General features: G+C 73.9%; 21 protein-coding genes. 15 read left to right on the top strand and 6 right to left on the bottom strand.

Annotation, left to right across the window (positions count from 1 at the left end; all coding sequences use genetic code 11):
- The first annotated feature begins 134 nt into the window (after positions 1 to 134).
- The 8 genes from ACSU53_RS02145 (at position 135) to ACSU53_RS02110 (ending at position 6,750) form a co-directional block, all read left to right on the top strand.
- Positions 135 to 878, top strand: coding sequence for a hypothetical protein (locus ACSU53_RS02145; protein ID WP_437024505.1), 744 nt, complete (start codon positions 135 to 137; stop codon positions 876 to 878).
- A gap of 152 nt (positions 879 to 1,030) precedes the next feature.
- Positions 1,031 to 1,627 carry a sigma-70 family RNA polymerase sigma factor gene (locus ACSU53_RS02140; RefSeq protein ID WP_037643109.1) on the top strand — a complete coding sequence of 199 codons (597 nt, stop codon included), beginning with the start codon at positions 1,031 to 1,033 and terminating at the stop codon, positions 1,625 to 1,627.
- A gap of 212 nt (positions 1,628 to 1,839) precedes the next feature.
- A complete protein-coding gene (locus ACSU53_RS02135) occupies positions 1,840 to 2,094 on the top strand; it encodes a hypothetical protein (RefSeq protein WP_028959070.1) in 255 nt (84 codons plus the stop codon).
- Positions 2,094 to 4,382, top strand: coding sequence for a heavy metal translocating P-type ATPase (locus ACSU53_RS02130; protein ID WP_437024504.1), 2,289 nt, complete (start codon positions 2,094 to 2,096; stop codon positions 4,380 to 4,382). Before ACSU53_RS02135 ends, ACSU53_RS02130 begins: the two co-directional genes overlap by 1 nt.
- The gene (locus ACSU53_RS02125; RefSeq protein ID WP_437024503.1) at positions 4,379 to 4,891 is read left to right on the top strand and encodes a copper chaperone PCu(A)C; all 513 of its coding nucleotides are present in this window, start codon (positions 4,379 to 4,381) and stop codon (positions 4,889 to 4,891) included. Before ACSU53_RS02130 ends, ACSU53_RS02125 begins: the two co-directional genes overlap by 4 nt.
- A 377-nt stretch (positions 4,892 to 5,268) precedes the next feature.
- Positions 5,269 to 5,688 (top strand): aspartate 1-decarboxylase, encoded by a 420-nt coding sequence (gene panD, locus ACSU53_RS02120; RefSeq protein ID WP_164443934.1) that lies wholly within the window; start codon positions 5,269 to 5,271, stop codon positions 5,686 to 5,688.
- Between the two features lie 43 nt (positions 5,689 to 5,731).
- Complete coding sequence (locus tag ACSU53_RS02115) at positions 5,732 to 6,076, top strand: GNAT family N-acetyltransferase (RefSeq protein WP_164333367.1); 345 nt, start codon at positions 5,732 to 5,734, stop codon at positions 6,074 to 6,076.
- A gap of 23 nt (positions 6,077 to 6,099) precedes the next feature.
- On the top strand, positions 6,100 to 6,750 hold the full coding sequence (locus ACSU53_RS02110) for an aspartate/glutamate racemase family protein (protein WP_384669898.1): 651 nt from the start codon (positions 6,100 to 6,102) through the stop codon (positions 6,748 to 6,750).
- 481 nt (positions 6,751 to 7,231) lie between these two features.
- Here ACSU53_RS02110 and gndA read toward each other — a convergent pair whose 3' ends face one another.
- Positions 7,232 to 8,671 (bottom strand): NADP-dependent phosphogluconate dehydrogenase, encoded by a 1,440-nt coding sequence (gene gndA, locus ACSU53_RS02105; protein WP_437024502.1) that lies wholly within the window; start codon positions 8,669 to 8,671, stop codon positions 7,232 to 7,234.
- Positions 8,672 to 9,253: 582 nt separating this feature from the next.
- Here gndA and ACSU53_RS02100 point away from each other — a divergent pair.
- Positions 9,254 to 10,612, top strand: coding sequence for a transglycosylase family protein (locus ACSU53_RS02100; RefSeq protein ID WP_437024501.1), 1,359 nt, complete (start codon positions 9,254 to 9,256; stop codon positions 10,610 to 10,612).
- A gap of 86 nt (positions 10,613 to 10,698) precedes the next feature.
- Here ACSU53_RS02100 and ACSU53_RS02095 read toward each other — a convergent pair whose 3' ends face one another.
- Entirely contained in the window at positions 10,699 to 12,231 is a 1,533-nt protein-coding gene (locus tag ACSU53_RS02095) for a DMT family transporter (RefSeq protein ID WP_437024500.1), read from the bottom strand.
- Between the two features lie 548 nt (positions 12,232 to 12,779).
- Here ACSU53_RS02095 and glgA point away from each other — a divergent pair.
- The 5 genes from glgA (at position 12,780) to ACSU53_RS02070 (ending at position 21,407) form a co-directional block, all read left to right on the top strand.
- The gene (gene glgA / locus ACSU53_RS02090; protein WP_437024499.1) at positions 12,780 to 13,931 is read left to right on the top strand and encodes a glycogen synthase; all 1,152 of its coding nucleotides are present in this window, start codon (positions 12,780 to 12,782) and stop codon (positions 13,929 to 13,931) included.
- 52 nt (positions 13,932 to 13,983) lie between these two features.
- Positions 13,984 to 15,210, top strand: coding sequence for a glucose-1-phosphate adenylyltransferase (glgC, locus tag ACSU53_RS02085; RefSeq protein WP_437024498.1), 1,227 nt, complete (start codon positions 13,984 to 13,986; stop codon positions 15,208 to 15,210).
- Between the two features lie 310 nt (positions 15,211 to 15,520).
- On the top strand, positions 15,521 to 18,181 hold the full coding sequence (locus ACSU53_RS02080) for a PA14 domain-containing protein (protein ID WP_437024497.1): 2,661 nt from the start codon (positions 15,521 to 15,523) through the stop codon (positions 18,179 to 18,181).
- A 244-nt stretch (positions 18,182 to 18,425) separates the two neighbouring features.
- The gene (locus ACSU53_RS02075; RefSeq protein ID WP_437024496.1) at positions 18,426 to 19,829 is read left to right on the top strand and encodes a wax ester/triacylglycerol synthase family O-acyltransferase; all 1,404 of its coding nucleotides are present in this window, start codon (positions 18,426 to 18,428) and stop codon (positions 19,827 to 19,829) included.
- Positions 19,830 to 19,931: 102 nt separating this feature from the next.
- A complete protein-coding gene (locus ACSU53_RS02070; protein WP_437024495.1) occupies positions 19,932 to 21,407 on the top strand; it encodes an SDR family NAD(P)-dependent oxidoreductase in 1,476 nt (491 codons plus the stop codon).
- Between the two features lie 23 nt (positions 21,408 to 21,430).
- Here the strand turns inward: ACSU53_RS02070 and ACSU53_RS02065 are convergent, their stop codons facing one another.
- On the bottom strand, positions 21,431 to 21,838 hold the full coding sequence (locus tag ACSU53_RS02065; RefSeq protein WP_437024494.1) for a hypothetical protein: 408 nt from the start codon (positions 21,836 to 21,838) through the stop codon (positions 21,431 to 21,433).
- Positions 21,839 to 22,307: 469 nt separating this feature from the next.
- Between ACSU53_RS02065 and ACSU53_RS02060 the strand changes: the two genes are divergently transcribed.
- Positions 22,308 to 22,481 carry a hypothetical protein gene (locus ACSU53_RS02060; RefSeq protein ID WP_437024493.1) on the top strand — a complete coding sequence of 58 codons (174 nt, stop codon included), beginning with the start codon at positions 22,308 to 22,310 and terminating at the stop codon, positions 22,479 to 22,481.
- A gap of 67 nt (positions 22,482 to 22,548) precedes the next feature.
- Here the strand turns inward: ACSU53_RS02060 and ACSU53_RS02055 are convergent, their stop codons facing one another.
- From ACSU53_RS02055 to ACSU53_RS02045, 3 genes are all read right to left on the bottom strand, one after another.
- Positions 22,549 to 22,971, bottom strand: a complete 423-nt coding sequence (locus tag ACSU53_RS02055; protein WP_437024492.1) for a VOC family protein — start codon at positions 22,969 to 22,971, stop codon at positions 22,549 to 22,551.
- Positions 22,972 to 23,171: 200 nt separating this feature from the next.
- Positions 23,172 to 24,542 (bottom strand): amidase, encoded by a 1,371-nt coding sequence (locus ACSU53_RS02050; protein WP_437024491.1) that lies wholly within the window; start codon positions 24,540 to 24,542, stop codon positions 23,172 to 23,174.
- A gap of 626 nt (positions 24,543 to 25,168) precedes the next feature.
- A complete protein-coding gene (locus ACSU53_RS02045) occupies positions 25,169 to 25,942 on the bottom strand; it encodes an MBL fold metallo-hydrolase (RefSeq protein ID WP_437024490.1) in 774 nt (257 codons plus the stop codon).
- Between the last annotated feature and the right edge of the window lie 134 nt (positions 25,943 to 26,076).

Below are 26,076 nucleotides of genomic sequence, written 5' to 3'. Positions count from 1 at the left end.
CGCTCTGAGCGACTCGGTGTCGGCCGCCGAGGAGCCCCGCGACCGGGCCGTGCGGGACTCGTTCCCGGCCGCGGTCCGGTCGGGTGGCATCCCCGGTGTCGGCGTTCGTCCACCGAGTGCCAGGATGGGGCGCCATGTCCGCCGGTGGGTTTCTGCGTGTGCTGCGGGCCGCGGTGTTCGCGGCCGTCTGCGTGGTGCTCGCCGCCCTCGGCCACGTGCTGATGTCGGGGGAGGGGCTGCCCTGGTGGGTGCTCCTCTCCGGCACCTTCGCGGTCGGTGCCGTCGGCTGGGCTTTCGGGGCCCACGAGCGCCGCCGCCGTACGGTGGCCGGTCTGACGGTCGTCGTCCAGACCTGCCTGCACATCGCCTTCACGCTCGCGCAGTCCGGCAACCGGCCGGTTATGGCGACGGCCCCGGGGGACGCGCAGTCCCTTCGGCAATGGGCCGACCGCTTTCTCTGCGGTGCGGCCCCCACGCCCGAGCGGATTGCCCGGGCCTACGACATCGCCGTGGCGGCGGGGCTGCACCCCACGGATCACCTGGCCTCTCACGGTGCCCACAGCATGGCGTCGACGGGCCACGACATGACGCACCTGGCCGGCTCGTCCTCCTGGGGCATGCTGGCCGCCCACGTGCTGGCCGCCGTCCTGTGCGGACTCTGGTTGGCCCAGGGCGAAACCGCGGTCTTCAAGATGCTCCGTGCCTGCGCGGACCGTGCGTTCGTACCGCTGCGGCTGGTCCTGGCCGTGCTCTGCCCACCCTCCTCCCCCCGGCCCTCCTTCCGGCCGGCTCCGCGGCCGAGGCGGCGCCTGCGGCAGCTCCTGCTCGTCCAAGCCCTCGCCACCCGGGGACCTCCCGGGGAGACCGCTGTCGTCTGACAGCCGGATCACCGCCACCGCCTTCCACACGGCGGCGGTCTCCCGTCCGCGCTTCCCTGCGGCCGGATCTCCCCAACACCCGTGCGACCGCCGACGGCGCCCGTGCCGTGCCCGGCCCGTGCGCGCGGGACTGAAGGAAGGACCACAGGACCATGACCCCTGCCCTGCCCACCGTGACCGACGAGACGGTCACCGCCTGGGCGCTCGCCGCCGCCGGCGGCGACAGCGAAGCGGTCGACCGTTTCGTCCGGGCACTGCAACGCGACGTACGCCGCTACGTGACGTACCTCGCCGACGACGCGCAGGCGGCGGACGACCTGACCCAGGACACGTTCCTGCGCGCCCTGACGGCACTGCCCCGGTTCGAGGGGCGTTCCTCGGCGCGGACCTGGCTGCTGTCGATCGCCCGCCGGACCGTCATCGACAGCCTGCGACACGCCGCGTGCCGTCCCCGTACGGCATGGACCGACGACTGGCAGGCCGCGGCCGAACGCGCCCAGCCGACAGGGCTGCCGGGCTTCGACGAGGGCATCGCCTTGTTGGAGCTGGTCGACTCCCTGCCCGGCGACCGCCGTGAGGCGTTCGTGCTGACCCAGCTCCTCGGGCTGCCGTACGCCGAGGCCGCCGAGCTGAGCGGGTGCCCGGTCGGCACGGTGCGCTCCCGGGTGTCCCGTGCCCGGACCGCCCTGGCCGAGTGGGCGGCGGACGGGTCCGTCACCCGCCACCTGGCGGAACCCGCCGTGGCCTGACGACACGACCGGGCGCCGTTCCGGCCGTCGGTCGCCGCTCCAGGGCAGCGGCCGACGGCTGCCGGCCTTCCTGAAGCCTCTCGGGCCTCTCCAGTGACGGGCGTCACACTTGCCCTGAGGAACTGGAGAGCCTGCGGCCCCGACTCCTGTACCGGTGCGGCTCGGTCCAGTGGAGGCCGTGCGGCGTGCGACGCGATCGGGAGAGTCGACAGATGGCCCAGACACGGCAACCCGCTTCCGGTACGCCGGCCGGCCTGCTGCGCCGTGTCCTGCCCCCTCCTGCCCTGTGCGGGTTCCTCGTGCTGCTGGTGCTGGTCTTCGCCGTCTCCTACGCCGTCGGCCGGAGCGTCGGCCCCGTCGCGCCCGGGATGCACGGCCCCGGGATCACCGAGGACGGCCATGAGGGCGGCGGCACGGACGTGGAGGACGACGACATGGGCGGCATGAACCACGGGAGCGGACACTGATGGCCGGCGAGCCGGTGTCCGTGGTGGAGGTGACCGACCTCGCGGTCGGCGGCATGACCTGCGCGGCCTGCGTGAAGCGGGTGGAGAAGAAACTGGCCAGGCTGGGCGGCGTCACCGCGAGCGTGAACCTGGCCACCGGACGGGCCCGCGTGCACCATCCGTCCGAGGTGCTCCCGGAGCAGCTCGTCGCCACCGTCGAGCAGGCCGGATACACCGCCGCACTGCCCGAACCGCCCGAAGCGCGGCGCCGAGAAGACGGTGACGACGAGGACACGGACACGGGGCAGGAACGCCACCGGCTGACGGTCACCGTCCTGCTCGCCGTCCCCGTGCTCGTCCTGTCGATGGTGCCCGCCTGGCAGTTCCGCAACTGGCAGTGGCTGTGCTTCGTGCTCGCCGCGCCCGTCGTGGTCTGGGGCGCCTGGCCCTTCCACCAGCGGGCGGCGCGGGCACTGCGGCACTCCACCTCGACCATGGACACCCTGGTGTCGCTGGGCGTCGTGGCCTCCTTCGCCTGGTCCTCCTATGCCCTGTTCCTCGGCGGCGCCGGCGCCCCGGGCATGCGGATGCCCTTCAGCCTGGTGCCGACGGCATCGGACGGCGTCGCCCACATCTACCTGGAGGCCGCCGTCGGCGTCCCCCTGTTCGTCCTGGCGGGCCGGTACCTGGAGGCGAGGGCCCGGCGCGGCACCGGAGCGGCCCTGCGCTCACTGGCGGAACTGGCCGCCAAGGAGGTCGCCGTACGCGACGACACGGGCGAGCGCCGCATCGCGATCGAGGACCTCAGGGTGGGGCAGATCTTCGTCGTGCGGCCCGGAGAACGCGTGGCCACCGACGGCACGGTCGCCGAAGGCAGTTCGGCCGTCGACCTCTCCCTGGTCACCGGGGAGAGCGAACCGGCCGAGGTCGCTCCCGGCACGGCCGTGATCGGCGGCAGCGTGAACGTCGGCGGCCTGCTGGCGGTGCGGGCCACCGCGGTCGGCGCCGACACCCGACTGGCCCGCATCACCCACCTGGTCACCGAGGCACAGGCAGGCAAGGCGCGGGCACAGCGCCTCGCCGACAAGGTCGCCGGCGTCTTCGTACCGGTCGTACTCACCCTGGCCGCCACCGTCCTCGGCTTCTGGCTCGGCGCGGGCGCCGACCCGCAGGCCGCGATCACCGCCTCCGTGGCCGTCCTGGTCGTCGCCTGCCCCTGCGCCCTCGGCCTCGCCACCCCGACCGCCCTGATGGCCGCCACCGGCCGCGGCGCCCAACTGGGCGTCCTGATCAGCGGCCCACAGGCCCTGGAAGGATTGCAGCACATCGACGCCGTGGTCCTCGACAAGACCGGCACCCTGACCTCCGGGCACATGAGCGTCGCCCGGGTCACGGCCGCACCCGGCGGCATCGGCGAGGAACGGGCGATCAGGCTCGCGGGCGCGGTCGAACAGGGCTCCGAGCACCCGCTGGGCCAGGCCGTCACGGCCCACGCCCGACGCACCGCACCGGACGGCACGCTGCCGGACGTGACCGGCTTCGCGGCACTGCCGGGACGCGGCGTGCGCGGGAACGTCGACGGCCGGCTGGTGGAGGTGCTGGCCCCGGACGACGAGCTGCCCGCACCCCTGGACAAGGCGCTGTCCGCCGCCGAGACGGCCGCCCACACGCCCGTCGTGGTCCGCGTCGACGGTGTGACCGAGGCGCTCGTCGAGATCGGAGACGTATTGCGGCCGGGCAGCTACCGGGCCGTGGACCGGCTACGGCGTCTGGGGGTACGGCCGGTGCTGGACACCGGAGACCGTGAGGCACCCGCCCGCGCCGTCGCCACCGCCCTGCGCATCGACGACGTACGCGCCCGCTGCACCCCCGAGGACAAGGCCCGGCTCGTCCGCGAACTACGGGAAGAGGGCTACCGGGTCGCCGTCGTCGGCGACGGAGTCAACGACGCCGCCGCCCTGGCCGGGGCCGACCTCGGCATCGCCATGGGCACCGGCACCGACGTGGCGATCGGAGCCGCCGACGTCACCCTGGTCCGCGGAGACATCGACGCCCTCGCGGACGCCGTCCGCCTCTCCCGCAGCACGCTGGCCGCAATCCGCGTCAACCTGCTGTGGGCCTTCGGCTACAACGCCGTGACCGTCCCCCTGGCCATGGTCGGCCTGCTCAACCCGATGCTGGCCGCCGCCGCGATGTCCGTCAGCTCACTGCTCGTGGTCGGCAACAGCCTGCGGCTGCGCGCCTGGCGGCCGTCGCCGGCCCGCGGCCGTCCGTCCGCGTCGCCCGCCCGTGAGAGGAGCCTTCGATGACACCCTCCGTCTGGACGCCCACCCGGCGACGACTCGCGGACACCGCCCTGGCCGCTCTGGCACCGGTCTGCGCCTGTGTGCTGGCCCTGGGCGGTCTCGCGGTCTGGACCGCCACGGGCAACGCCGGTACCCCCGCACGCATCGGGGTCACCGACGCGCGGCTCTTCCTCCCGTCGCGGGGAGTGCCGGAGACAGCGGCATTCTTCAAGATCATTAACACCGGTGGCGCCCAGGACCGGCTGATGGGGGTGACTTCGTCCGACGTCACCGAGGGCATCTCCCTCAGCAGCCACCGGATGACCACCGGCGGAGCCGCATACCGCTGGCCCACGGAGTCACTGTCCATCCCCGCCGGGGGCACCCTCGACATGTCTCCGCACAGCAGCGATGTGACCGTCCCGGCCGCGACACGCTGGGCGGAGGGCGACCTGGTGCCGTTCACCCTTCACTTCGAGCACAGCGGGCGAATGGAGGTCCTGGCGGTGGTCGTCCGGCCCGGGTCCTGGTGACGCCGCCGCGCGGCGGAGCACCGTGGGGCGTACGGCGCTCCGCCACGCGCTGTCAGGCGGTGACCGCATCGGCCGCCTCGTACCCGGCTTCGGTGACAGCCGCGCGGACCAGGGCGTCGAGGGCCTGGCGCATCGTCAGGTCAGTCAGCATCTGGTCAGCATGAGTCCGCACGCATTCCGGGACAGGTGTTCGGGGCGGTGCTTGGTCGGCCATGGTGCGACAGTCCGGATCGGACGGAAGCGCAGGCGAGGAGCCTTCTTGCCCGAGTGGGGTCCGTGTTCTCCGGAATCTTCGAGTGCGACGCGTGCCGGTGTACAGTGAACGACGCCCCTGACCTGCAGAAAGCTGGCGGGGAGCCGTCTTCTAGGAGTCCAAAGTGCTGCGAACTTTGATGAAGTCCAAGATCCATCGCGCCACCGTCACCCAGGCCGACCTGCACTACGTGGGATCCGTGACGATCGATGCCGATCTGCTCGACGCCGCCGATCTGCTGCCCGGCGAGCTCGTGCACATCGTCGACATCACCAACGGGGCGCGGCTCGAGACGTATGTGATCGAGGGGGAGCGCGGGTCCGGTGTGGTCGGGATCAACGGGGCGGCGGCGCACCTCGTCCACCCCGGGGATCTGGTGATCATCATCAGTTACGCTCAGGTGACCGACGCCGAGGCGCGGGTACTGGAGCCGCGGGTCGTGCACGTGGACCGCGACAACCGGATCGTCGCGCTGGGTGCCGACCCGTCCGAGCCGGTCCCCGGGTCGGACCAGGAGCGCAGCCCGCAGGCCGCCACGGCCTGAGGGGCCGCGCCGCCGCAGACCGAGGCAGGAGCGTGGTGCGTCCATGAGCGACATCGAGATCCGCGACGACCGGGCGGCGGGCCGGCTGGAAGCGGTGGCGGGCGGAGACGTCGTGGGCCGGATCGAGTACTTCGTGCTCGACGAGCCCCGGCGGGCCCTCGTGCCGGTGCACACCGTCGTCGAACCGGCGCACGAGGGGAAGGGCATCGCGGGCTCCCTCGCGCGCGAGCTCTACGGCATCGCGTCCCGTGAGGGAAGCGCGGTCGCGCCCCTGTGCCCGTATGTCACGAAGTGGGCGCAGCGCCACCCGGACGAGGCGCCGTCGGCGGATCCCGAGCTGATGGCGGCGGCGAAGAAGGGGCTCGCCGACCACCCCGAGATGTTCTGAGCCGGGTCCGGTCCCGTCCCGCCGTGCTGGCGCTGCTGCACACCTCGCCCGTGCACGTCCCCGTCTTCGACGCGCTGCGCGACCGCGCGCACCCGGGGCTGGAGCTGCGGCACCTCGTCGCGGCGGACCTGCTGGAGCGGGCGCGCGCCACCGGGCCGGAGGCCGTCGCCGGTGACGTACGGGCGCGGGTGCGCGAGGCCGTGGACGGCGGGGCGCGGGCGGTGCTGTGCACCTGTTCCACCCTCGGGGCCGTCGCGGAAGCCGCGTCCGGCGTGGCCGGTGTGCCCGTGCTGCGGGTCGACCGCCCGATGGCGCGGCAGGCCGTGGAGGCCGGCCCGCGCATCGTCGTGCTCGCCGCGCTGCAGAGCACCCTGCGTCCCACGGTCGGCCTGATCGAGGAGGAGGCCCGCCGCGCGGGCCGTCCCGCGCGTGTGCGGCCGGTGGTCGTGGACGGGGCCTGGGAGCGGTTCGAGGCCGGTGACTCCGCCGGGTACCTGAGTCGGGTCGCCGCCGCGGCCGACGGCGTGACCGGTGCCGACGTGATCGTGCTCGCCCAGGCGTCCATGGCCCCGGCGGTGGAGCTGGGCGGGGCCCGCGTGCCCGTGCTGTCCAGCCCGGGGACCGGACTCGCGGCGGGGGCAGCGGCGGCGGGCGGTACGGGTGGCCGTAGGTGAGATCGGGAGCCCGAGCGTGCCGCGGTCGGGTGACTGGGGAGGCGGCCGTTGGGTAGGCGGGGGATAGTCCAGAGCCGACGTCGACCGACTGGCCGGAGGACCACCGTCATGACCGAGCCGCATCCGGACCCCGTCCCGCCGGGACCCACCCCGGGGCCGGACCCCTCGCAGCCGCAGCCGAACCCCGCGCCCGTTCCGCCGCCCGAGCCCCCGCCCGGCCCGGACCCCGCGCCCGGTCCCACCCCGCCGGAACCCGGTCCGCCGGCCCCGGGACCGACGCCGCCCCGGCCGGGGCCTCCGCCCGGGCCGTCGCCCTCGCCCATCCCGCCGGGGCCCGAACCGGTGCCCAACCCGGAGCCCGGCCCGCCACTGACCTGACCGGCGGAGCGGCATGGCCGCGGAAACGACGCGGGGGCGGTGAACGGGTGCTCACCCGTCCACCGCCCCCGCACTGTTCACCTCACGCGAGCACGGTGGAGCGCTACGCCGTCACCTCGGACCGGTCGCCGCCCCACAGCGTGTGGAACGAGCCGTCGCGGTCGGTGCGCCGGTAGGTGTGCGCGCCGAAGTAGTCGCGCTGGCCCTGGGTCAGGGCGGCCGGCAGCCGCTCCGCGCGCAGGGCGTCGTAGTAGGCGAGGGCCGCCGCGAAGCCGGGGGTCGGCACGCCCTGGCGGGTGGCCGCGATCAGCACCTCGCGCCAGTCGTCCTGCGCCTCGGCGATCTCCCGCGCGAACGTCTCGTCGGACAGCAGGCTCGGCAGGTCGGCCCGCGCGTCGTAGGCGGCCCGGATGCGGTCCAGGAAGGCGGCGCGGATGATGCAGCCGCCGCGCCAGATCGCGGAGACCGCGCCCAGGTCGATGTCCCAGCCGTACTCCTCGCTGCCCGCGGCGATCTCGTGGAAGCCCTGGGTGTACGACACGATCTTCGACGCGTACAGCGCCTGCTCCACCCGGTCCGCGAACGCCGCGGCCTCCGCCTCGCCCAGCGGCTTCGCCGTCGGGCCGGCCAGTCCGCGGGACGCCTCGCGCAGCGCCCCGTGCCCGGACAGGGACCGGGCGAACACCGCCTCCGCGATCCCCGACACCGGAACCCCTAGGTCCAGGGCGATCTGCACGGTCCACCGGCCCGTGCCCTTCTGCTCCGCCTGGTCCACCACCACGTCGACGAAGGGCTTGCCCGTCTCCGCGTCCACGTGCGACAGGACCTCGGCCGTGATCTCGATCAGGTACGAGTCCAGCCGCCCGGTGTTCCACGTGCGGAAGATCTCCGCGATTCGGGCGGGGGAGTACCCGGCGACGTCGCGCAGCAGCTGGTACGCCTCACCGATCAGCTGCATGTCGGCGTACTCGATGCCGTTGTGCACCATCTTCACGAAGTGCCCGGCACCGTCCGGGCCCACGTGCGTCACGCACGGCGCGCCGTCGGCGGCCTTGGCGGAGATCTTCTCCAGCATCGGGCCCAGCGAGTCGTAGGACTCCTTCGGGCCGCCCGGCATGATGCTCGGCCCGTTCAGAGCGCCCTCCTCGCCGCCGGAGACACCCATGCCGACGAAGTGGATGCCCTGCTCGCGCAGCGCCTGCTCCCGGCGGCGGGTGTCGGCGAAGTGGGCGTTGCCGCCGTCGATGATCATGTCGCCGGGCTCCAGGAGCGGCGCGAACTCCTCGATCACCGCGTCGGTCGGCTCCCCGGCCTTGACCATGACGACCAGTCGGCGCGGGCGCTCCAGCGCGGCCACGAACTCCTTGGCCGTCTCGGCCGCCACGAAGTCGCCCTCGCTCCCGAACTCTTCCACGAGCGCGTGCGTCCGCGCCGCCGTCCGGTTGTGCACCGCGACCGTGTAGCCGTTGCGGGCGAAGTTACGGGCGAGGTTGCGGCCCATGACCGCGAGGCCCGTCACGCCGATCTGCGCTGAACTGCTCATTGAGTTGGCTCCTCATGACCTTGGTAACGGTGCTGCCGGTGCGGCGGCGCTGCCGGTCGGTGCCCGCCAGTCCTGCCGCGACCATCCTGGCGTGCCGCTCTTCCTGCCGCACGCGCGGGTCGTCACGACACGCACGCCGCCTCATACGGACGAAAGTCGCACGACACTCAGTGGACACGCAGGTCCGTCCGCGATGTGGGCCGCCGGGTGCACGCAGAGCGGTCCGCCCCGCGCGGCTGCCCTCCGTCCCCGCGCCTTGCGTCCCCGGCTCCGCGCCTTGCGTCCCCGTCCCCGCGCCCTGCGTCCCCGGCTCCGGGCCCCGCCTTTCGCTCACCTGGATCCGCTCCTCCGCAACCGCCCGGCGTCGTCTGCCGTGCGGGTCCGCGCCCGTGCCCGGATCGTGCGCCCGGAGCACGCACCCGGCGCGCACCCCGCGGAGGGGTCGCACGAGGCCGCGGCAGGGGCGCAAGGCGCCGAACGATCCCGGCCATTCGGCGCCTCCGGGCGGCCGATAGCCGTCTTGTCGCGCCCGGCGGGGAGCGCTTACTTTTGCCCCTTCTGACGCAATGTCGAGGGGGCTCCATGGCCGTGCGCGGCCGGCACCGCCGGTATCAGCCGAACAGAATCAACCGTGCCTCGCTCACCGTCACGGCGGGCGGCGCCGGGATGGCCCTCCCGTTGATGGGCGCCGGTGTCGCCGAGGCGGCCGACGTGGAGACCTGGGACCGGGTCGCCGCCTGCGAGTCGACCGACGACTGGGACATCAACACCGGCAACGGGTATTACGGCGGCCTGCAGTTCAGCCAATCCACGTGGGAGGAGTACGGCGGCACGCGGTACGCGCCCCGTGCGGACCTGGCCACCAAGGACCAGCAGATCGCCATCGCCGAGAAGGTGCTCGACGGGCAGGGCCCCGGCGCCTGGCCGGTGTGCTCGAAACGGGCCGGGCTGACCAGAGGCGGAGCCGAGCCGGACATCCGGCCGGGTGCCGACCGGGCCGACCGCGACGACGCCCGACGCGGCGGCAGCGGCACCGGCGGTGGCACCAGCGGTGGCTCCGGCGGCAGCAAGGACGCGCGGGGGACCGCCGGGAAGAAGACCGACCGGCCCACCGTGGAGGACGTCAAGCCGCAGAAGACGCCCCAGTCCCGGGCGGGACGGGCCGAGATGTACACCGTCGTCCGCGGCGACACGCTCTCCGGCATCGCGTCCGGCGAGCGGGTGCGGGGCGGCTGGCAGGAGCTGTACGACGCCAACCGCTCGGCCATCGGCGCCGATCCGGACCTGATCCTGCCCGGCCAGCGGCTCGCGCTGCCGGACGGCACGGGCAAGCAGTCCGACCGGGCGTCGGCGACGTGGGAGCGGACGAAGCCCGCCGCCCCGCAGAAGCCGGAACGGGGACAGAAGGCGTCGGACGGACAGCGGCAGAAGTCCACCGCCTCGCCGAAGCCGTCCCCGTCGGAGAAGAAGAAGTCGGAGAAGAAGACCTCCGCACCGCGCACCGGCGAGCGGGCCGACCGGGCCGCGGCGTCCGGCGGTGGCCTCGTGGCTCCGGTCGCGGCCCCCCTCGGCACGCCGTACCACAAGGCGGGCTCCTCCTGGTCGAAGGGCTACCACACGGGCGTCGACTTCCCCGTGCCCACCGGCACGTCGGTGAAGTCCGTCGCGAGCGGCCGGGTGGTCAGCGCGGGGTGGGAGGGCTCCTTCGGCTACCAGGTCGTCGTCCGGCACGCCGACGGCCGCTACAGCCAGTACGCCCACCTGTCCGCGATCTCCGTCCGCAACGGGCAGTCGGTGAGCGCCGGTCAGCGCATCGGCCGGTCCGGGAACACCGGGAACAGTTCCGGCCCGCATCTGCACTTCGAGGTGCGGACCGGGCCGGGCTTCGGGTCGGACATCGACCCCGTCGCCTACCTTCGGGCGGGCGGCGTCAGGATGTGACGCGTGCACGGCCCGGGAAGTGACGCAGACTCCCGCCCTCCTCAGGGTGCGACGCGTGCGCGGCATCCGGGGTGACGGCCCGCGGCTCAGGAAGTGACCGGTGCGCGGTGCCCGTCCAGGACGGGCACCGACAGGTACGGGCCGTCCCGGAAGGGCGCGGACGTCAACAGCGGCGAGCCCGTCGGGGCAGGGGCGGGCGCCGGCGCCCGCCGAAGGGCGGCCGGCACGGTCTCCGACTCCGTGTGCGCGGCCCCCGCCTGTGTCCCCTCTGTGTGCGACGCCCCCATGTGCGACGCCCCCGTGTGCGTCGCACCCATGTGTGAGGTCACCGTGTGTGCGGCCCCCGTACGGGTCGCCCCCGTCAGCGCTGCCCCTGAGAAGACCGGCACCGCGCAGGCCAGGGCCGGGACCGCGGCGGCGAAGACGGACGACGAGGACGCCGCCACGATCGGGACCCGGAGCCCGGACACGGGCCCGGCACCGTCCCGGGCGCCCTCGGCGATCTCCCCGCCGCCCCCGACGAGCACACCGGCCCCGACGGGCACCTCACCCTCGGCGGGCACACCGTCCCCGCTGCCGGCAGCCGGCCAGGAGAACGCGGGAGGCGCCCACGGCACCTGCTCCGGCACCCGGAACCGCTCCGTGGCCAGGAGCCCGGGAGCCGAAGCCCCGCCGGACGACCCGGCCGCAGAGCCGGCGTGCGCGACGGATGCCGCGACGGCTGCCGGCGCCGCCGCGCCCCGGGCCGCCCGGACCGGTGCTGCCGTCCGCTCGCCGCTGTCCCGCTGCTCGCGGGCGAGCCGCTCGGTCGTCAGCAGGATGAGTCCGCCGGCCGCGACCACACCGGAGCCCAGGGCGAGCACCGTGCCGGTGGAGCCGTAGCGGAAGGTCTCGCCGAACATGGTGATGCCCACCGCGGCCGCCACCACCGGGTTGACCACGGTCAGGGTGGCCAGCGGCGCGGCGAGTCCGGCGCCCCGGTAGGAGGCCTGGGAGAGCAGCATGCCCGCCGTGGCGAGGACGCCGATCACCGCGAGGGACGGCACGTCGGACGCGGCCACGCCGTCGGTCCAGTCCACCGCGACGGTCTTGGTGAACACCGACGACATGCCGAACGCGACACCGGAGGCGGTCGCGAGGAGGATGCTGCGCACCGCCGGGTGACGGTGCACGGCGCGCGCCGCGACCATCAGGGCGACGATCGCCCCGGCCGTGACCACCGCGGCCACCGCCCGCTGCGGGGTGGAGAGGGACTGGGCGCCGGCCGTGCCGACCAGGGCCAGCAGACCGGCGAGACCGACCGAGGCCATCAGCGCACCGCGCCAGGCTGTCGCGCCCGCCCGGCGTCCCACGAACAGCGCGGCCATGGGCAGCGCGAAGACGATGGTGAGCGCGCCCAGCGGCTGCACCAGGCTCAGGGGGCCGTAGGCCAGCGCGACGACGTGGAGGAGAGCGCCGAGACCGTTCAGCGAGACCGCGCCCCACCAGGCCGGCCGGCGCAGCGGCGCGTACGGCTCGCCGGGGGAGGACACCGCGACCTGCTCCTGCACGATCGCCCCGCCCGCGTAGGCGACCGCGGACACGAACGACAGGAGCACGGACAACGCGAGGGCGCTCATCGGCTGCTCCTCTGCGGGGAACCGGGGCGCGGTGCCCGGCGCGGCGGACGGTCGGCTGTCATGGGGAACACGATGCCGCTTCCGGCTGTTCCCGTCGTCGTTCCTGAGCACCCAATCCGTCCTACTGCCGATGGAGTAGGAGGACCGCCCGGTCATCCCCTGGGTGGGCTCCCGCCGAGGGAGGGCCCCCTACGGGCACCGCCCGAACCGCCCCGGGGAAGCCGTCGGCCGGGACGCGGCACCCCGGGATCCCGCCCCAGGGCTTCGCCCCGCCGCCCCGCCCCATCCCCGAGCCCGTCCCTGACCGGCCTGGCCCCCCGCACCCACTCCACCGGACGCACCCACGCCCGCTTCCTGAACGGACCCCAGCCCATCCCTCGGAAGGCCCCACCGCCCACTCGAACTCCCCGACCGCCCCCGACCGCCCCCGACCGCCCCCGACCGTCCCCGACCACCCCCGACCGGCCCTCCGCCCCGTTCTCCCCTTCCCCACGCGCCCCATCTGGGTGACGATGGGAACAACGTCCGCTCAGACAGGGGGTTCGCGGGTGCGAGTGGGACTGCTGACCCGGGAGTACCCCCCGGACGTGTACGGCGGCGCGGGCGTGCACGTGGAGTTCCTGGCCGGGGAGCTGAGGTCCCTGGTGGACCTGGAGGTGCACTGCTGGGGCGAGGGCCGCGCGGAGGGCGTGCGGCGGCACCGGCCCTGGCCCGCGCTGGACGGAGCCAACGACGCGCTGCGCACCTTCTCCGTGGACCTGGCCATGGCCGCCGCGCTCGAAGGCCGCGACCTCGTCCACTCCCACACCTGGTACGCCAACCTCGGTGGTCACCTCGCGAAGCTGCTCCACGGCATCCCGCACGTGGCGACCGCGCACTCCCTGGAGCCGTTGCGGCCCTGGAAGGCCGAGCAGCTCGGCGGCGGCTACGCCCTGTCGGGCTGGGCGGAGCGCACCGCCCTGGAGGCCGCCGACGCGGTCGTCGCCGTGTCGGGCGCCATGCGCGAGGACATCCTGAGCTGCTACCCGGCCCTCGACCCCGGCCGGGTGCACATCGTGCACAACGGCATCGACACGGCCCTGTACCGCCCCGACCCGGGCACGGAGGTCCTGGACCGGCTCGGACTGGACCGCTCCCGCCCCTATGTGCTGTTCGTCGGCCGGATCACCCGGCAGAAGGGCGTGCCCCACCTGCTGCGCGCCGTGCGCGGCATCGACCCGGCCGCGCAGGTGGTGCTGTGCGCGGGCGCCCCGGACACCCCGGAGATCGACCGCGAGTTCCGGGAGCTGTACGAGGAGCTGCGCGGGGTGCGGGAGGGCGTGCACTGGATCTCCCGGATGCTGCCGCGTCCGGAGGTGATCCAGCTGCTCACGCACGCGACCGTGTTCGTCTGCCCCTCCGTCTACGAGCCGCTGGGCATCGTCAACCTGGAGGCGATGGCCTGCGGCACCCCGGTGGTGGCCTCCCGCGTCGGGGGCATCCCCGAGGTCGTGGCGGACGGTTCGACGGGGGTACTCGTCGACGTGGACGACGACTTCGAGGCGGGCCTCGCCCGGGCCCTCGACACGGTCCTCGGTGATCCGTCCGCCGCACGGCGGATGGGCGAGGCCGGCCGGGAGCGCGCGGTCGGGGAATTCGGCTGGGACGCGGTGGCCCGCCGCACGGTCCGGCTCTACGAGGAGGTCCTCGAACAGGCTTAGTCCCGCCCGTCCGGGGCAGTCATGGGAAAATTCCGGCGTGAGGGGAGCGGCCATGCGGCGTGGTGGTCCTTCGGTTCTGGGAATCGTGCTGGCGGGCGGCGAGGGCAAGCGCCTGATGCCCCTCACGGCGGACCGTGCCAAACCGGCGGTCACCTTCGGCGGCACGTACCGCCTCGTCGACTTCGTGCTGTCCAACCTGGTCAACGGGGACATCCTGCGCATCTGCGTGCTCACGCAGTACAAGTCGCACTCACTGGACCGGCACGTCACCACCACCTGGCGGATGTCCAGCCTGCTCGGCAACTACGTCACGCCCGTCCCGGCCCAGCAGCGCCTGGGCCCGCGCTGGTACCTGGGCAGCGCGGATGCCATCCTGCAGTCGCTGAACCTGATCCACGACGAACAGCCCGACTACGTGGCCGTGTTCGGCGCCGACCACGTGTACCGGATGGACCCCCGCCAGATGCTCGCCCAGCACATCGACAGCGGTGCCGGGGTGACGGTGGCCGGGATCCGGGTGCCGCGCTCGGAGTCGGCGGCGTTCGGGGTGATCACGCCGGGTTCGGACGGGCAGACGGTGCGGGGCTTCCTGGAGAAGCCCGCCGATCCGCCGGGGCTGCCCGACGACCCCGAGTGCGTGTTCGCCTCGATGGGCAACTACCTCTTCACCACCAAGACGCTCGTCGAGGCCCTCCAGCGGGACGCCGAGGACGAGGACTCCGTGCACGACATGGGCGGCTCGATCCTGCCCCAGCTCACCGACCGCGGCGAGGCCCACCTCTACGACTTCAGCGCCAACCACGTCCCGGGCGAGACCACCCGCGACCAGGGCTACTGGCGGGACGTCGGCACGCTGGACGCCTACTACGAGGCGCACATGGACCTCATCGCCGAGCGTCCGGCGTTCAACCTGTACAACCGCCAGTGGCCCATCTACACCACCTCGGGACAGCTCTCGCCCGCCCGGTTCAACGCCGGCGGCATGGCGAGCGAGTCGATCATCAGCGCGGGCTGCCTGATCCGGGGCCAGGTCACCCGGTCGGTGCTCTCCCCGGGTGTGCTGGTCGATCCGGGAGCCGTGGTGCAGGGCTCGGTGCTGCACGACAACGTGCACATCGGGCGCGGAGCGGTGGTGCGGGGCGCGGTGCTGGACAAGAACGTCGAGGTGCCGCCCGGCGCGACCATCGGCGTCAATCCCGAGCGGGACGCGGAGCTGTACACGGTGTCCAAGGGCGGCGTCATCGCGCTCGGCAAGGGGCAGCGGGTGCCGATGCCGTAGGGCGCCGGGCGAGACGGCGTCCGACGAAGGCTGCGGATGAGGGATGCGGTATGCGGGCCCCGGTCGGATGGGACGGCCGGGGCCCTTGTCATGTCCCTGGACGGATGGCGGAATCCGTGCTGTTATGACGACTACTGTTCATGACAACGTTGTTCGGGCGTTCAACCGAACACAAAGGAACACAGGGCCCGCGCATGAACCGGCACCGGCACGGCTCGCCACCGCGCACGCACCACGCCCACCACGCCCGCACAGCACGGCACAGCACCCACACCGCACCGAGCCGTCACTCCTCACCCACGGAGGATCCGTGCGCACCAGACGACTCAAGGACCGACTCGCCTTACTCCTGGCCACCGCGCTGGGCGTCGCCGGACTGACCGCGGCGACGCTGCCCGCGGCGGGACCGCCCGCCGCCGGGGCCACCACGGCCGGCGCCCCGGACGACCCGGTCGAGATCCACGGCCTGAAGGGCGAGTACTACACGCACTCCGCGCCGGGAGCCTTCGACTTCCACGAGCTCAAGGCCACCGCCTTCGACCCGCACCTGGACTTCGACAACCTGGAACCGCGGCTGAACCTCACCACCGGCCGCTCCGACGACGTCAGCGTCCGCTGGACGGGCAAGATCGTCCCGGAACGGAGCGGTCCGCACACCTTCTCGATCATCGGCGACAACGGCTTCCGCCTCTGGATCGACGGCCGCCTCGCCATCGACCACTGGGTCGACGACTGGGACCGCGAACAGACCGCCGAGCCGATCGAGCTGACCGCGGGCACCGCCCACGACATCAAGGTCGAGTACTTCGAGCACTACGGCGGCTCCAACCTGCACCTGCGCTGGACCGAACCGGGCGGCACCAAGAAGCCCGTACCGCAGTCGGCGTTCCGTCTCCCCGACGGCTACGACTACGACGGGGCCCTCGCCGCCACCGTCCTCGCCTCCGGGCGCACCCTCAAGCTGGACTTCCCGCGCCCGCTCGCCGAGCCGCCGGCCGGCTTCACCGAGCACCTCGACGCCGTCATCGGGGGCGCGAAGTGGCCGCTGGCCTCGGCACGGCCCGACCCGGCCGACCCCAGGTCCCTGTTGGTCACCCTGAAGGAACCGGTGGTCGGCAACAAGTCCGGCACCGCCCGCGGTGCCGCCGACATCCGCTACGACGGCGCGGGCGGACTGGCCACCGCCGCCGGCGACCCGGTGGACGCCTTCCTCAGCAGCGGCCCCAACCGCTCCACCCACGAACTGCGCACCAAGTGGGCCGACGAGGTGGGCCCGGACAACGCCCTGCCCGAGTACCCGCGCCCGCAGCTCACCCGGGACAAGTGGCGCAACCTCAACGGGCGCTGGCAGTTCGCCGCCGCCGAGGAGGGCGAGCGGCCGCCCGTCGGCAAGAACCTCAAGGAGCGCATCCTCGTCCCGTACCCGGTGGAGTCCCAGCTGTCCGGCATCCAGCGGCACGAGGACCGCATGTGGTACCGGCGCACCTTCACCGTGCCCCGCGACTGGCGCATCGGCTCCTCCCAGCGGTTGCGGCTGAACTTCGGCGCCGTCGACTGGCGGGCCGAGGTGTACGTCAACGGCACGAAGGTCACCGAACACGAGGGCGGTTACGACAAGTTCAGCGCCGACGTCACCGACGCGCTGAAGCCCGGCCGCACCCAGGAGCTGATCGTCGGCGTGTACGACCCGACGGACGCGGCGGACGGGGAGAACCCGCCGGTCGGCAAGCAGCGCCTGGACCCGAGCGGCATCTGGTACACCCCCAGCTCGGGCATCTGGCAGACGGTGTGGATGGAGCCGGTCGCCCGCGACCACGTCGACTCGCTCCGCCTGGTCCCCGACGTGCCCGGCGAGCGGCTCACCGTGGAGGCACGGGGCGTCCGCGACGGCCTGCCCGTCACGGCGACCGCGTACGACGGACGACGCAAGGTCGCCACGGCGACCGGCCGCACCGGCAGGCCGCTGACCCTGAAGATCCGCGACCCGCGCCTGTGGTCCCCCGACGACCCCTTCCTGTACGACCTGAAGGTGACCGTCGGCGCGGACCGCGTCGAGAGCTACTTCGGCATGCGCTCGATCGAGGTCCAGCAGGTCAACGGCGTGCCGCGCACCCTCCTCAACGGGGAGCCGCTGTTCCTGATGGCCACCCTCGACCAGGGCTTCTGGCCCGACGGTCTGCACACGGCGCCCACCGACGAGGCCCTCGCCTACGACCTGAAGGCGCACAAGCGGCTCGGCTTCAACTCGGTGCGCAAGCACATCAAGGTCGAACCGGACCGCTGGTTCCACTGGGCCGACCGGCTCGGCCTGCTGGTCTGGCAGGACATGCCGTCCATGACGGCCGGGGTGAACCCGGACGCCGAGTCCCGCGCCCGCTACGAACGCGAGCTGAAGCAGATGATCGACGAGCACATCAGCAGCCCGTCGGTCGTCATGTGGGTCACCTTCAACGAGGGCTGGGGCCAGTACGACGTCGGGCGCATCGCCGGCCTCGCCAAGAGCTGGGACCCCTCGCGGCTGGTCAACAACCAGTCCGGGCTCAACCTGGGCGCCGACGGCGACGCCGGCGACATCATGGACGAGCACGGCTACCCGAGCCCGGCGCTGCCGCCCCGCCCGGACGGCAGGCGCGCCCTGGTCACCGGCGAGTACGGCGGCCTCGGACTCGCGGTCCCCGGACACGCCTGGTCGGTGCAGATGTCGTACGTCGACGTCGACCCGTCGACCTACACCGACGACTACCTCACCAAGCTGGACGAGGTGCGGGCACTGGTGTGCCGGGGCAGCAACGGCGCCGTGTACACCCAGATCACCGACGTCGAGGGCGAGTTGAACGGTCTGCTCACCTACGACCGCCGGGTGATCAAGCCGGACGTGACCCGGGTGCGGGCCGGGCACGAGGCGCTGATCCGGGACGCCTCCCGGGCCGCGCCCGCCGGCTGCCCGGCGGCGCAGGGCTCCGGGAGGTGACCGCGCCACGGGCGGCCCGCGCCCGTCCGGGTGAGGCCGGTCGCCGCACCGGACGCCCCGGAAAGGGCTTCCGGCCGCCCCGCTGACCGCGCCCGCCCGTCCGGCCCGTCCCCCGCACCGTCCCGGTGCGGGGGACGGGCCATGTCATCTGATGTTAACTGTACGTAGCCGGATCGTACTTGACCGTAATCGGCCGGGGGCGATTGACTGCTGATCCATCCCGTCGTCGCTGCGAGGCCAGCCCGTGACCGCAGACCTGCTCGCTCCTCTCGACCTGGCGTTCTGGAACATCGAGTCCGCCGACCATCCGATGCACCTCGCCGCGCTCGGGGTGTTCCCGGCCGGATCGCCCGCCGCGGGCGCCCACGCCGCCGACCTCCTCGCGTCGCGCGCCGCGGCCGTCCCCGGACTGCGGATGCGCATCCGCGACGTGTGGCGGCCCGGCCCCGAAGGCGGCTCCCTGGCGGCGCTCCGGCGCCCGTGGGCCGGACGGGGGGAGCGGCTCGCCGCGGCCCTGCGCGGACCGCTCGCCTTCGGCGGCGCCCGCCGGGAGCCAGACCCGCGCTTCGACCCGCAGGACCATGTCCGGCTGCACGCCCCGGTCCCCGACTTCCATGAGGCGGCGGGCCGCCTCATGGAGCGCCCGCTGGAACGCTCCCGGCCCCCCTGGGAGGCCCACGTCCTGCCCGGCCGGGACGGCGACTGCTTCGCCGTGCTGTTCAAGTTCCACCACGCCCTCGCCGACGGGCTGCGCGCGCTGACCCTCGCCGCCGCGCTGATGGACCCCATGGACCTGCCCACGCCCCGGCCCCGACCGGCGGACCCCGCCCGCGGGCTGCTCCCCGACGTGCGCCGGATGCCGGACCTGGTGCGCGGGGCCCTCTCCGACGCGGGGCGCGCCCTGGACATCGGCGCCTCCGTCGCCCGCTCCACCCTCGACGTGCGGTCCTCGCCCGCCCTGGTCTGCCCGCCCAGCGGCACCCGGCGCACCGCCGGCGCGGTGCTCGACCTCGACGACGTGCACCGGGTCCGCAAGAGCGTCGGCGGCACCGTCAACGACGTCCTGATCGCCGTCGTCGCCGGTGCCCTGCGGCGCTGGCTCGACGAACGCGGCGACGGCAGCGAGGGCGTCGCGCCCCGCGCCCTCATTCCGGTCTCCCGGCGCCGGCCCCGCACCGCCCACCCCCAGGGCAACCGGCTCTCCGGCTACCTGATGCGGCTCCCGGTCGGCGAACGGGACCCGCTCGCCCGCCTCGCCGCGGTGCGCGACGCCATGGACCGCAACAAGGACGCCGGCCCGCACCGGGGCGCCGGCGCCGTCGCCCTGCTCGCCGACCACGTGCCGCCGCTCGGCCACCGGCTCGGCGGCCCGCTGGTCGGCCAGGCGGCCCGGCTCTGGTTCGACGTGCTGGTCACCAGCGTGCCGCTGCCCGGCTTCGGACTGCGGCTGGGCGGCAGCCCGCTCGGCGCGGTCTTCCCGCTCGCCCCACTGGCCCCCGGGCACTCCCTGGCGGTCGCCGTCTCCACCTACCGCGGACGGGTCCACTACGGGCTGGTGGCCGACGGCGAGGCCGTCAAGGACCTCGACCTGCTGGCGCTCGCCCTGTCCGAAGAGGTGGAGACGCTGCTCACGGTCTGCGACCCCTGACCGCCGCGGGTTTGGTCTGCGGCGCGGCGCTCCGTAAAATCGCCCGTTCGACAGCGGGCGCCACCGGGGCGCCGCGAGGCAGAGCGGGAAACGACAGCGGCGATGACGGTGACAGAGGACGGCCCCCGGGCCACGGACGCGGTGGCACACGGGCCCGGTATCGACCCCGAGCGGCTGGCCGTCTGCCTCGCCGTACTGGAGGAACTCGACCGGCTCGACGTCGACCACCCCGACGCGATCCTGGTCCGCCGGGCCACCTCCCACATCTACCGCACGGTCAAGCAGCGCCGCCGCCAGGAGCGCCGGGCCGCCAAGACCGCCCACGACAAGGCGGTCACCGAGGCCACCGCCACCGGCTCCGCCGAGCGCATCGACGACGAGACCGAGGGCATCCTGCCGTCCTCCCGGGTCGAGCCCGGACAGATCGCGGGGATACTCCAGCGCCCGCGCTCCTGCTACGTCTGCAAGACCCGCTACGTCGAGGTCGACTACTTCTACCACCAGCTCTGCCAGAAGTGCGCGGCGGAGAACCGCGCCCGGCGCGACGCCCGCACCGACCTCACCGGCAAGCGCGCCCTGCTCACCGGCGGACGCGCCAAGATCGGCATGTACATCGCCCTGCGGCTGCTGCGCGACGGCGCCCACACGACGATCACCACGCGCTTCCCCAACGACGCGATCCGCCGCTTCAAGGCCCAGCCCGACAGCGACGAGTGGATCCACCGGCTGAAGATCGTCGGCATCGACCTGCGCGACCCCGCCCAGGTCGTCGCGCTCGCCGACTCCGTGGCGGCCGCCGGACCGCTGGACATCCTGATCAACAACGCCGCGCAGACCGTGCGCCGTTCCCCGCAGGCCTACAGCGAACTGCTCGGCGCCGAGTCCGCCCCGCTGCCCGCGGGTGAACTGCCCGCCTCCGAGGTGATCGGCACCTTCGGATCCGGCGCGGTGGCCGAGCTGCCGGTCGCCGGGGGAGGGGCGCTCACCGCGCAGGACGTCACCGGCCTCGCCCTGGTCTCCGGCTCGGCGTCCCTGGACCGCATCGCCGCCGGCACCGCGATCGACGCCGGGGGACTGGTCCCGGACCTGCACGACACCAACAGCTGGGTGCAGACCGTCGACGAGGTCACCCCCGTCGAACTGCTGGAGGTGCAGCTGTGCAACTCCACCGCCCCGTTCATCCTGATCAGCCGGCTGCGCCCGGCGATGGCGGCCTCGTCGGCGAAGCGCACGTACATCGTGAACGTCTCCGCCATGGAGGGGGTCTTCGACCGCGGCTACAAGGGCGCCGGACACCCGCACACGAACATGGCGAAGGCCGCGCTGAACATGCTCACCCGCACCAGCGCCCAGGAGATGTTCGAGCAGGACCGCATCCTGATGACCGCCGTCGACACCGGCTGGATCACCGACGAACGCCCGCACCCCGACAAGGTGCGCCTGGCCGAGGCCGGCTTCCACGCCCCGCTCGACCTGGTCGACGGTGCCGCCCGGGTCTACGACCCCATCGTGCGCGGGGAGGCCGGCGAGGACCTCTACGGCGTCTTCCTGAAGGACTACGCGCCCGGCAGGTGGTGAGCCGGCGGCGGCCCGACGGTCCGTCAGCCGGGCGCGTCCAGCCGGGACTCGCGGGCCGCCAGCAGCTCCAGCACCGTGCGCCAGTCCTCCAGCACCCCCGGGTCGAAGCAGGCCGTGCGGGCCTCCTCCTCCGCGGTGTGCAGGGCCACGGCGTCGTCGTCGGCGCCCGCGGTCGGACGCGGGCGGACCAGGTCCGCCACCCGTCCGCCGAGCAGCGGGCGCACCGCCTCGGCCGCGCGCTCGGCGGGGTCGCCGGGTCCCAGCAGCCGGCCCACGGGCCGCACCAGGCCCGCGACCTGGAGTTCCTTGTCCGCGGGACGGCCGCGACGCAGCAGCGCGGCGGTCCGCAGGGCGTGCGCCTGCCCCTCGGCGCCCGCGCCGCCGCAGGCGTACAGCAGGTCCATCAGCTCCTCGACGCTGCGCAGTTCCACGCGGTCCTCCCAGCGAGACAGCCGTTGCCGGACGGCAGCAGACCATGGCGGACTTGCGGGCCGGCCAACGGGACGTGAACGCCGCCATGACCACCAGGCATTCCCGCACACGTCTGCACCCGTGTAGTCCGTTCGAGTGACTGGAAAAAAGGTAGGAATGCGGATACAGGGCCATATTGAGGGGCGGGGAAACGGGGCCGACGTGTGATTGTTACCGTGAGTTTCGAGCCCCATCGAGCGGGGGGTCGCTCATTTGGTTAATCTGAGCCGGACGGACAGCCCACGGGGTCCTACCCACACCCACGGTCCGTCTGGGACAAGCCGGTTCACCACGGCCAGCTCTTGTCTCGAGCAACCGGCGCCACCGCGTCCGAACGGCTTTCCCCTCATGCCCGGAGGGCGGCGGGCGCAGGCGCGGCAGAGCCGGCGCGGCACGTCCCCAGGGTGACCGACACATAAGGAGTGCGCGGTGACACCGGAGAAGACGCAAACCGAAGAGCGCCCCAAGGAACGGTCCGAACGCACCGTCCGCCGCCCCGGCGAACTGTGCAGCCTCGACGTCTGGGCCCGCTCGGCCCCGATCCGGCTGGCGGGCTACGAGGACGACCTCGCCGAGCCCCACATCCTGCCCAGCGTCGACTGACGCCGCCCGTACGGTCATCCCGGGGGCATGGGCGTGCCGGACGCACGCCCATGCGGACCGGGACCCGTCAGGGCCGGACGTACGGCCGGGTCATGATCTCCATGTTGTGGCCGTCCGGGTCGTCGAAGTAGGCGCCCCGGCCGCCGAAGAGGCCGTTGACCCGCCCCGGCTCCGTGTGACGCGGGTCCGCGTAGTACGTGACCCCGAGCGCCTCCAGGCGCGCGATCATCGCGTCGAACGCCTCCTCCGGGACCAGGAACGCGTAGTGCTGCGGCTGGATCCGCTCCTCGAGCATCTCGTGGTAGTCGAGCGTGACGCCGTTGCCCAGGTCCACGGGCAGGAACGGCCCGAACCGGGCCCCCACCTCCAGTCCCAGGACCGCCGCGAGGAAGTCGGCGGACAGCCGGGGGTCCCGGGCGAACACCACGGTGTGATTCAAGTGCGCGACGGAGGTGGGCAGTTCGGTCGGGTGCGAGGGATGTGCAGGCATGGCCGGTGATCTCCGAGTGTCGATTCCACGGGTGGGGCCGCGCACGGGCGCGGCGGGAAAGGAACACGGAGGAACGGGCGGGTCGCGGCCCCGCCCCGGACTCACGCCAGGGCCGGGCGCACCTTCTGTGTACGGCTCTGGGCCGACCCGGCAGTCATACGGCCGAGGTTAGACGCCCCTGGCCGACCACGGCAACGCGGTTACCGGCCGGACGGCTCCGCCACCGGCGCCGTCCGCCGCCACGGGCGCCGCTCCTCCAACTGCCGTGCCAGGTCCAGCAGCACCGCCTCGGACCCCGGCCCGCCCACGAGCTGCACCGCGCAGGGCGCCCCGGACGGCAGCGTGCCGAACGGCACGGCCATCGCCGGCCAGCCGGTGAGGTTCCACGGCGGAGTCATCGGCGAGTACGACGAGTTGGCGGCCACGTTGCGCAGCCATCCCCGCTCGTGCCACGGCCCCGCCTTGGGCGAACGGCGCGCCAGGGCCGGGGTGAGCAGCACGTCGTACTCGCCGAAGAACGGCTCCAGCCGCTCCCGCAGCCGCCGGCGTCCGTCGCCCGACCGCACGGAGCGCTCGCAGCGCCGGCCGATCGCCACGTGCACCCGGGTGCGCCGGGCCAGCAGCCGGGTCTCCAGCTCCCGCGCGTCCACCGCCGTGCCCGCCGCCCAGTGGGTCAGGGCCGTGGTGCCGAGCGACATCGGGTACGGCGGGTCGGCACGCCGCACCTGGTGGCCCGCCTTGATCAGCGTGCCCGCCGCCTCCCGCACCGCCGCCGCGTACGGCCGGGAGATCGTGACCCCGGCCAGCGGGCTGCGCAGCGACACCGCGATCCGCCGGGTGCCGGTGCCGGCCGTCTCCCCGCCGCCCGGCACCCCGTCCGTCCCGGCCAGCACCGACAGCATCAGCCGGACGTCCTCCACGGTCGTGGCGAGCGGCCCGTTCTCCGACATGCCGAACCAGTCACCGTCGCCGATGTCCGCCGGGACCACCCCGAGCCCCGGCTTGATGGTGACCAGACCGCAGTTGGCGGCCGGGATCCGCAGCGACCCCATGCCGTCGTTGCCGAGCGCGACGGGCACCATCCCGGCGGCGACCGCGGCGGCGCTGCCGCCCGACGAGCCGCCCGCGCTGCGGGTGAGGTCCCACGGGTTGCGGGAGGTGCCGTGCACCCCGTCCGTGGTGCCGAACACGCACAGCTCCGGCACATGGGTCAGGCCGACGACCACCGCGCCCGCCGCCCGCAGCCGCGCCACCGTCTCGTGGTCCTGCCCGGCCGGGGTGTCCGGGGTGGCGGCGGACCCGACGCGCATGCTCTCGCCGCGCACCGCCAGATTGTCCTTGACCGCCACCGGCACCCCGGCCAGCGGCAGTCCCGCCAGGTCACCGCGGGCGGCCACCTCGTCCGCCTCCGCCAGGGCCGCCTCCGCCCGCACCACGCGGAACGCGCCCACCCGGCCGTCCAGCCGCTCGATGCGCGCCAGGTGCTCCGCGACGACCTCGCGCGGCGTGACCCGCTTCTCCCGTACGGCGGTGGCGATCTCGACGGCGGTCCGGCCGGCCCAACTGGTCAACTTCGGCTCCTCGGGGTGCGGAGGGGAGGGGCGCACCAGAGAGTACGCGGGGCCACTGTGCCCCGCCGGGTGCCCCCGCGTCGAGATCGTCCCGCACGCCGGACCCGGAGGCGTCCCCGGACCCCCGTGCCGGACCCGTACCCGGACGCGGCGGAGGGGAGGTCGAAGGCGACGATCAGCCGGTCGGGGCTCCCTGGCCGTCAGCTCGTCGATCAGCGTGTCCCACTGCCGGTGGTCGTAGGTGAGCCCGTGGAGCAGGACCACCGGCGCTTCGTTCCCGTGCCGCGTGCCGTGCACCCGGGCACCCAGGCGCCCGAGGAGTTCGTACTGTCCCGGAGTCATCGTGTCCCGCCTTTCCGTGCTTTCCCGAGGAAGGCGTTCCGGGACGGGGAACAAGGTGTGCGACGGAGGTCACACCAGCCGTCGGTCCGGGCCGCCCGCGGCCGGGCGGCGGCGGAAGGGGCGGCCCGGCCGCAGGGAGGCACGCCGGTGGGCGCTCGCCGGCCAGGGGGCCGCTGCCTCGATCAGCGCGGGTCGGCCTCCGGCGGGTGTCGCTCGGAGATCGCTCAGCGGTTCCCCGCCCCCGAGGCGGCCGGGCGGGCACCCCGCGTTCGGCCGGCCGTCGGCTACCGCCGCGGCTCGAACCGGGCCGCCTCCCGGTCGCGGGCGGTCTGGGCCGCCTTCCTGACGGAGCCGCGGTGGACCGGGCCGTGGCCCGGGAGCAGCGTGTCGCCCTCGAACGCCCCGATGACGTCGAGGGACGCCCGGGCACGCTCACGGTCGTGGTCGAACATGGCGGGCAGCAACTGCGGACCGCGTGCCCGCGTCGTGGGGTGTCCGCTGACCAGGGCGTCCCCGGAGATGACGATCCCGGCCTGCGGGAGTGCGTAGGCGCAGTGCCCGGCCGTGTGTCCCGGAGTGTGCAGCGGTACCGGGCGGCCGGGCAGGTCGAGGGGTCCGGCGGAGGAGGGGAACGGCCGGGGGAGGGTGACGCGTGAGTCCTTGAGCCCGCCCGCCCGGATGCTGTGCACGGCCCACGGGGCGACACCGGGGCGCCAGATGTTGCGCAGCACCGTGCCGACGCCGATCTGGTGCAGGAACTCCCGCCGGGCGTGCGGGATCTCCTCGTCGTGGGCGTGCACCACGGTGCCGTAGGCGCGGGTCAGGTACTCGGCGTTGCCGATGTGGTCGTTGTGCGCGTGCGTGACGAGGACCGCGGCCACGGACTCCGGGGCGTGCCCCAGTTCGGACAGGGAGGCGAGGAGCAGCGCGCGGTCACCGGGGTAGCCGCAGTCGACGAGCGTGGCCGAACCGCCCTCGCTCAGGACCACCCAGTTGGTATTGCTGCCGCGGACGAGGTGAACGCCGTCGGCCACTCGGACAAGGGGGTCGTCCCGCATGTGTTCTGCCCACTCTCGGAGAAGGAAGGGAAGCCCTTGAGGACATCACGTCGAACGGGTCTCTTTCCGCCGCCGCCGGCGAACGAACCGCCGGCGGCCGTCTGTCCCCCGCCCCGCCTGGTGCGCGGACGGGT

The organism is Streptomyces sp. enrichment culture (assembly GCF_964273255.1).
Lineage (GTDB): Bacteria > Actinomycetota > Actinomycetes > Streptomycetales > Streptomycetaceae > Streptomyces.
Note: the sequence above shows the minus strand (reverse complement) of the source record. Positions and strands in the feature narration are given on the sequence as shown.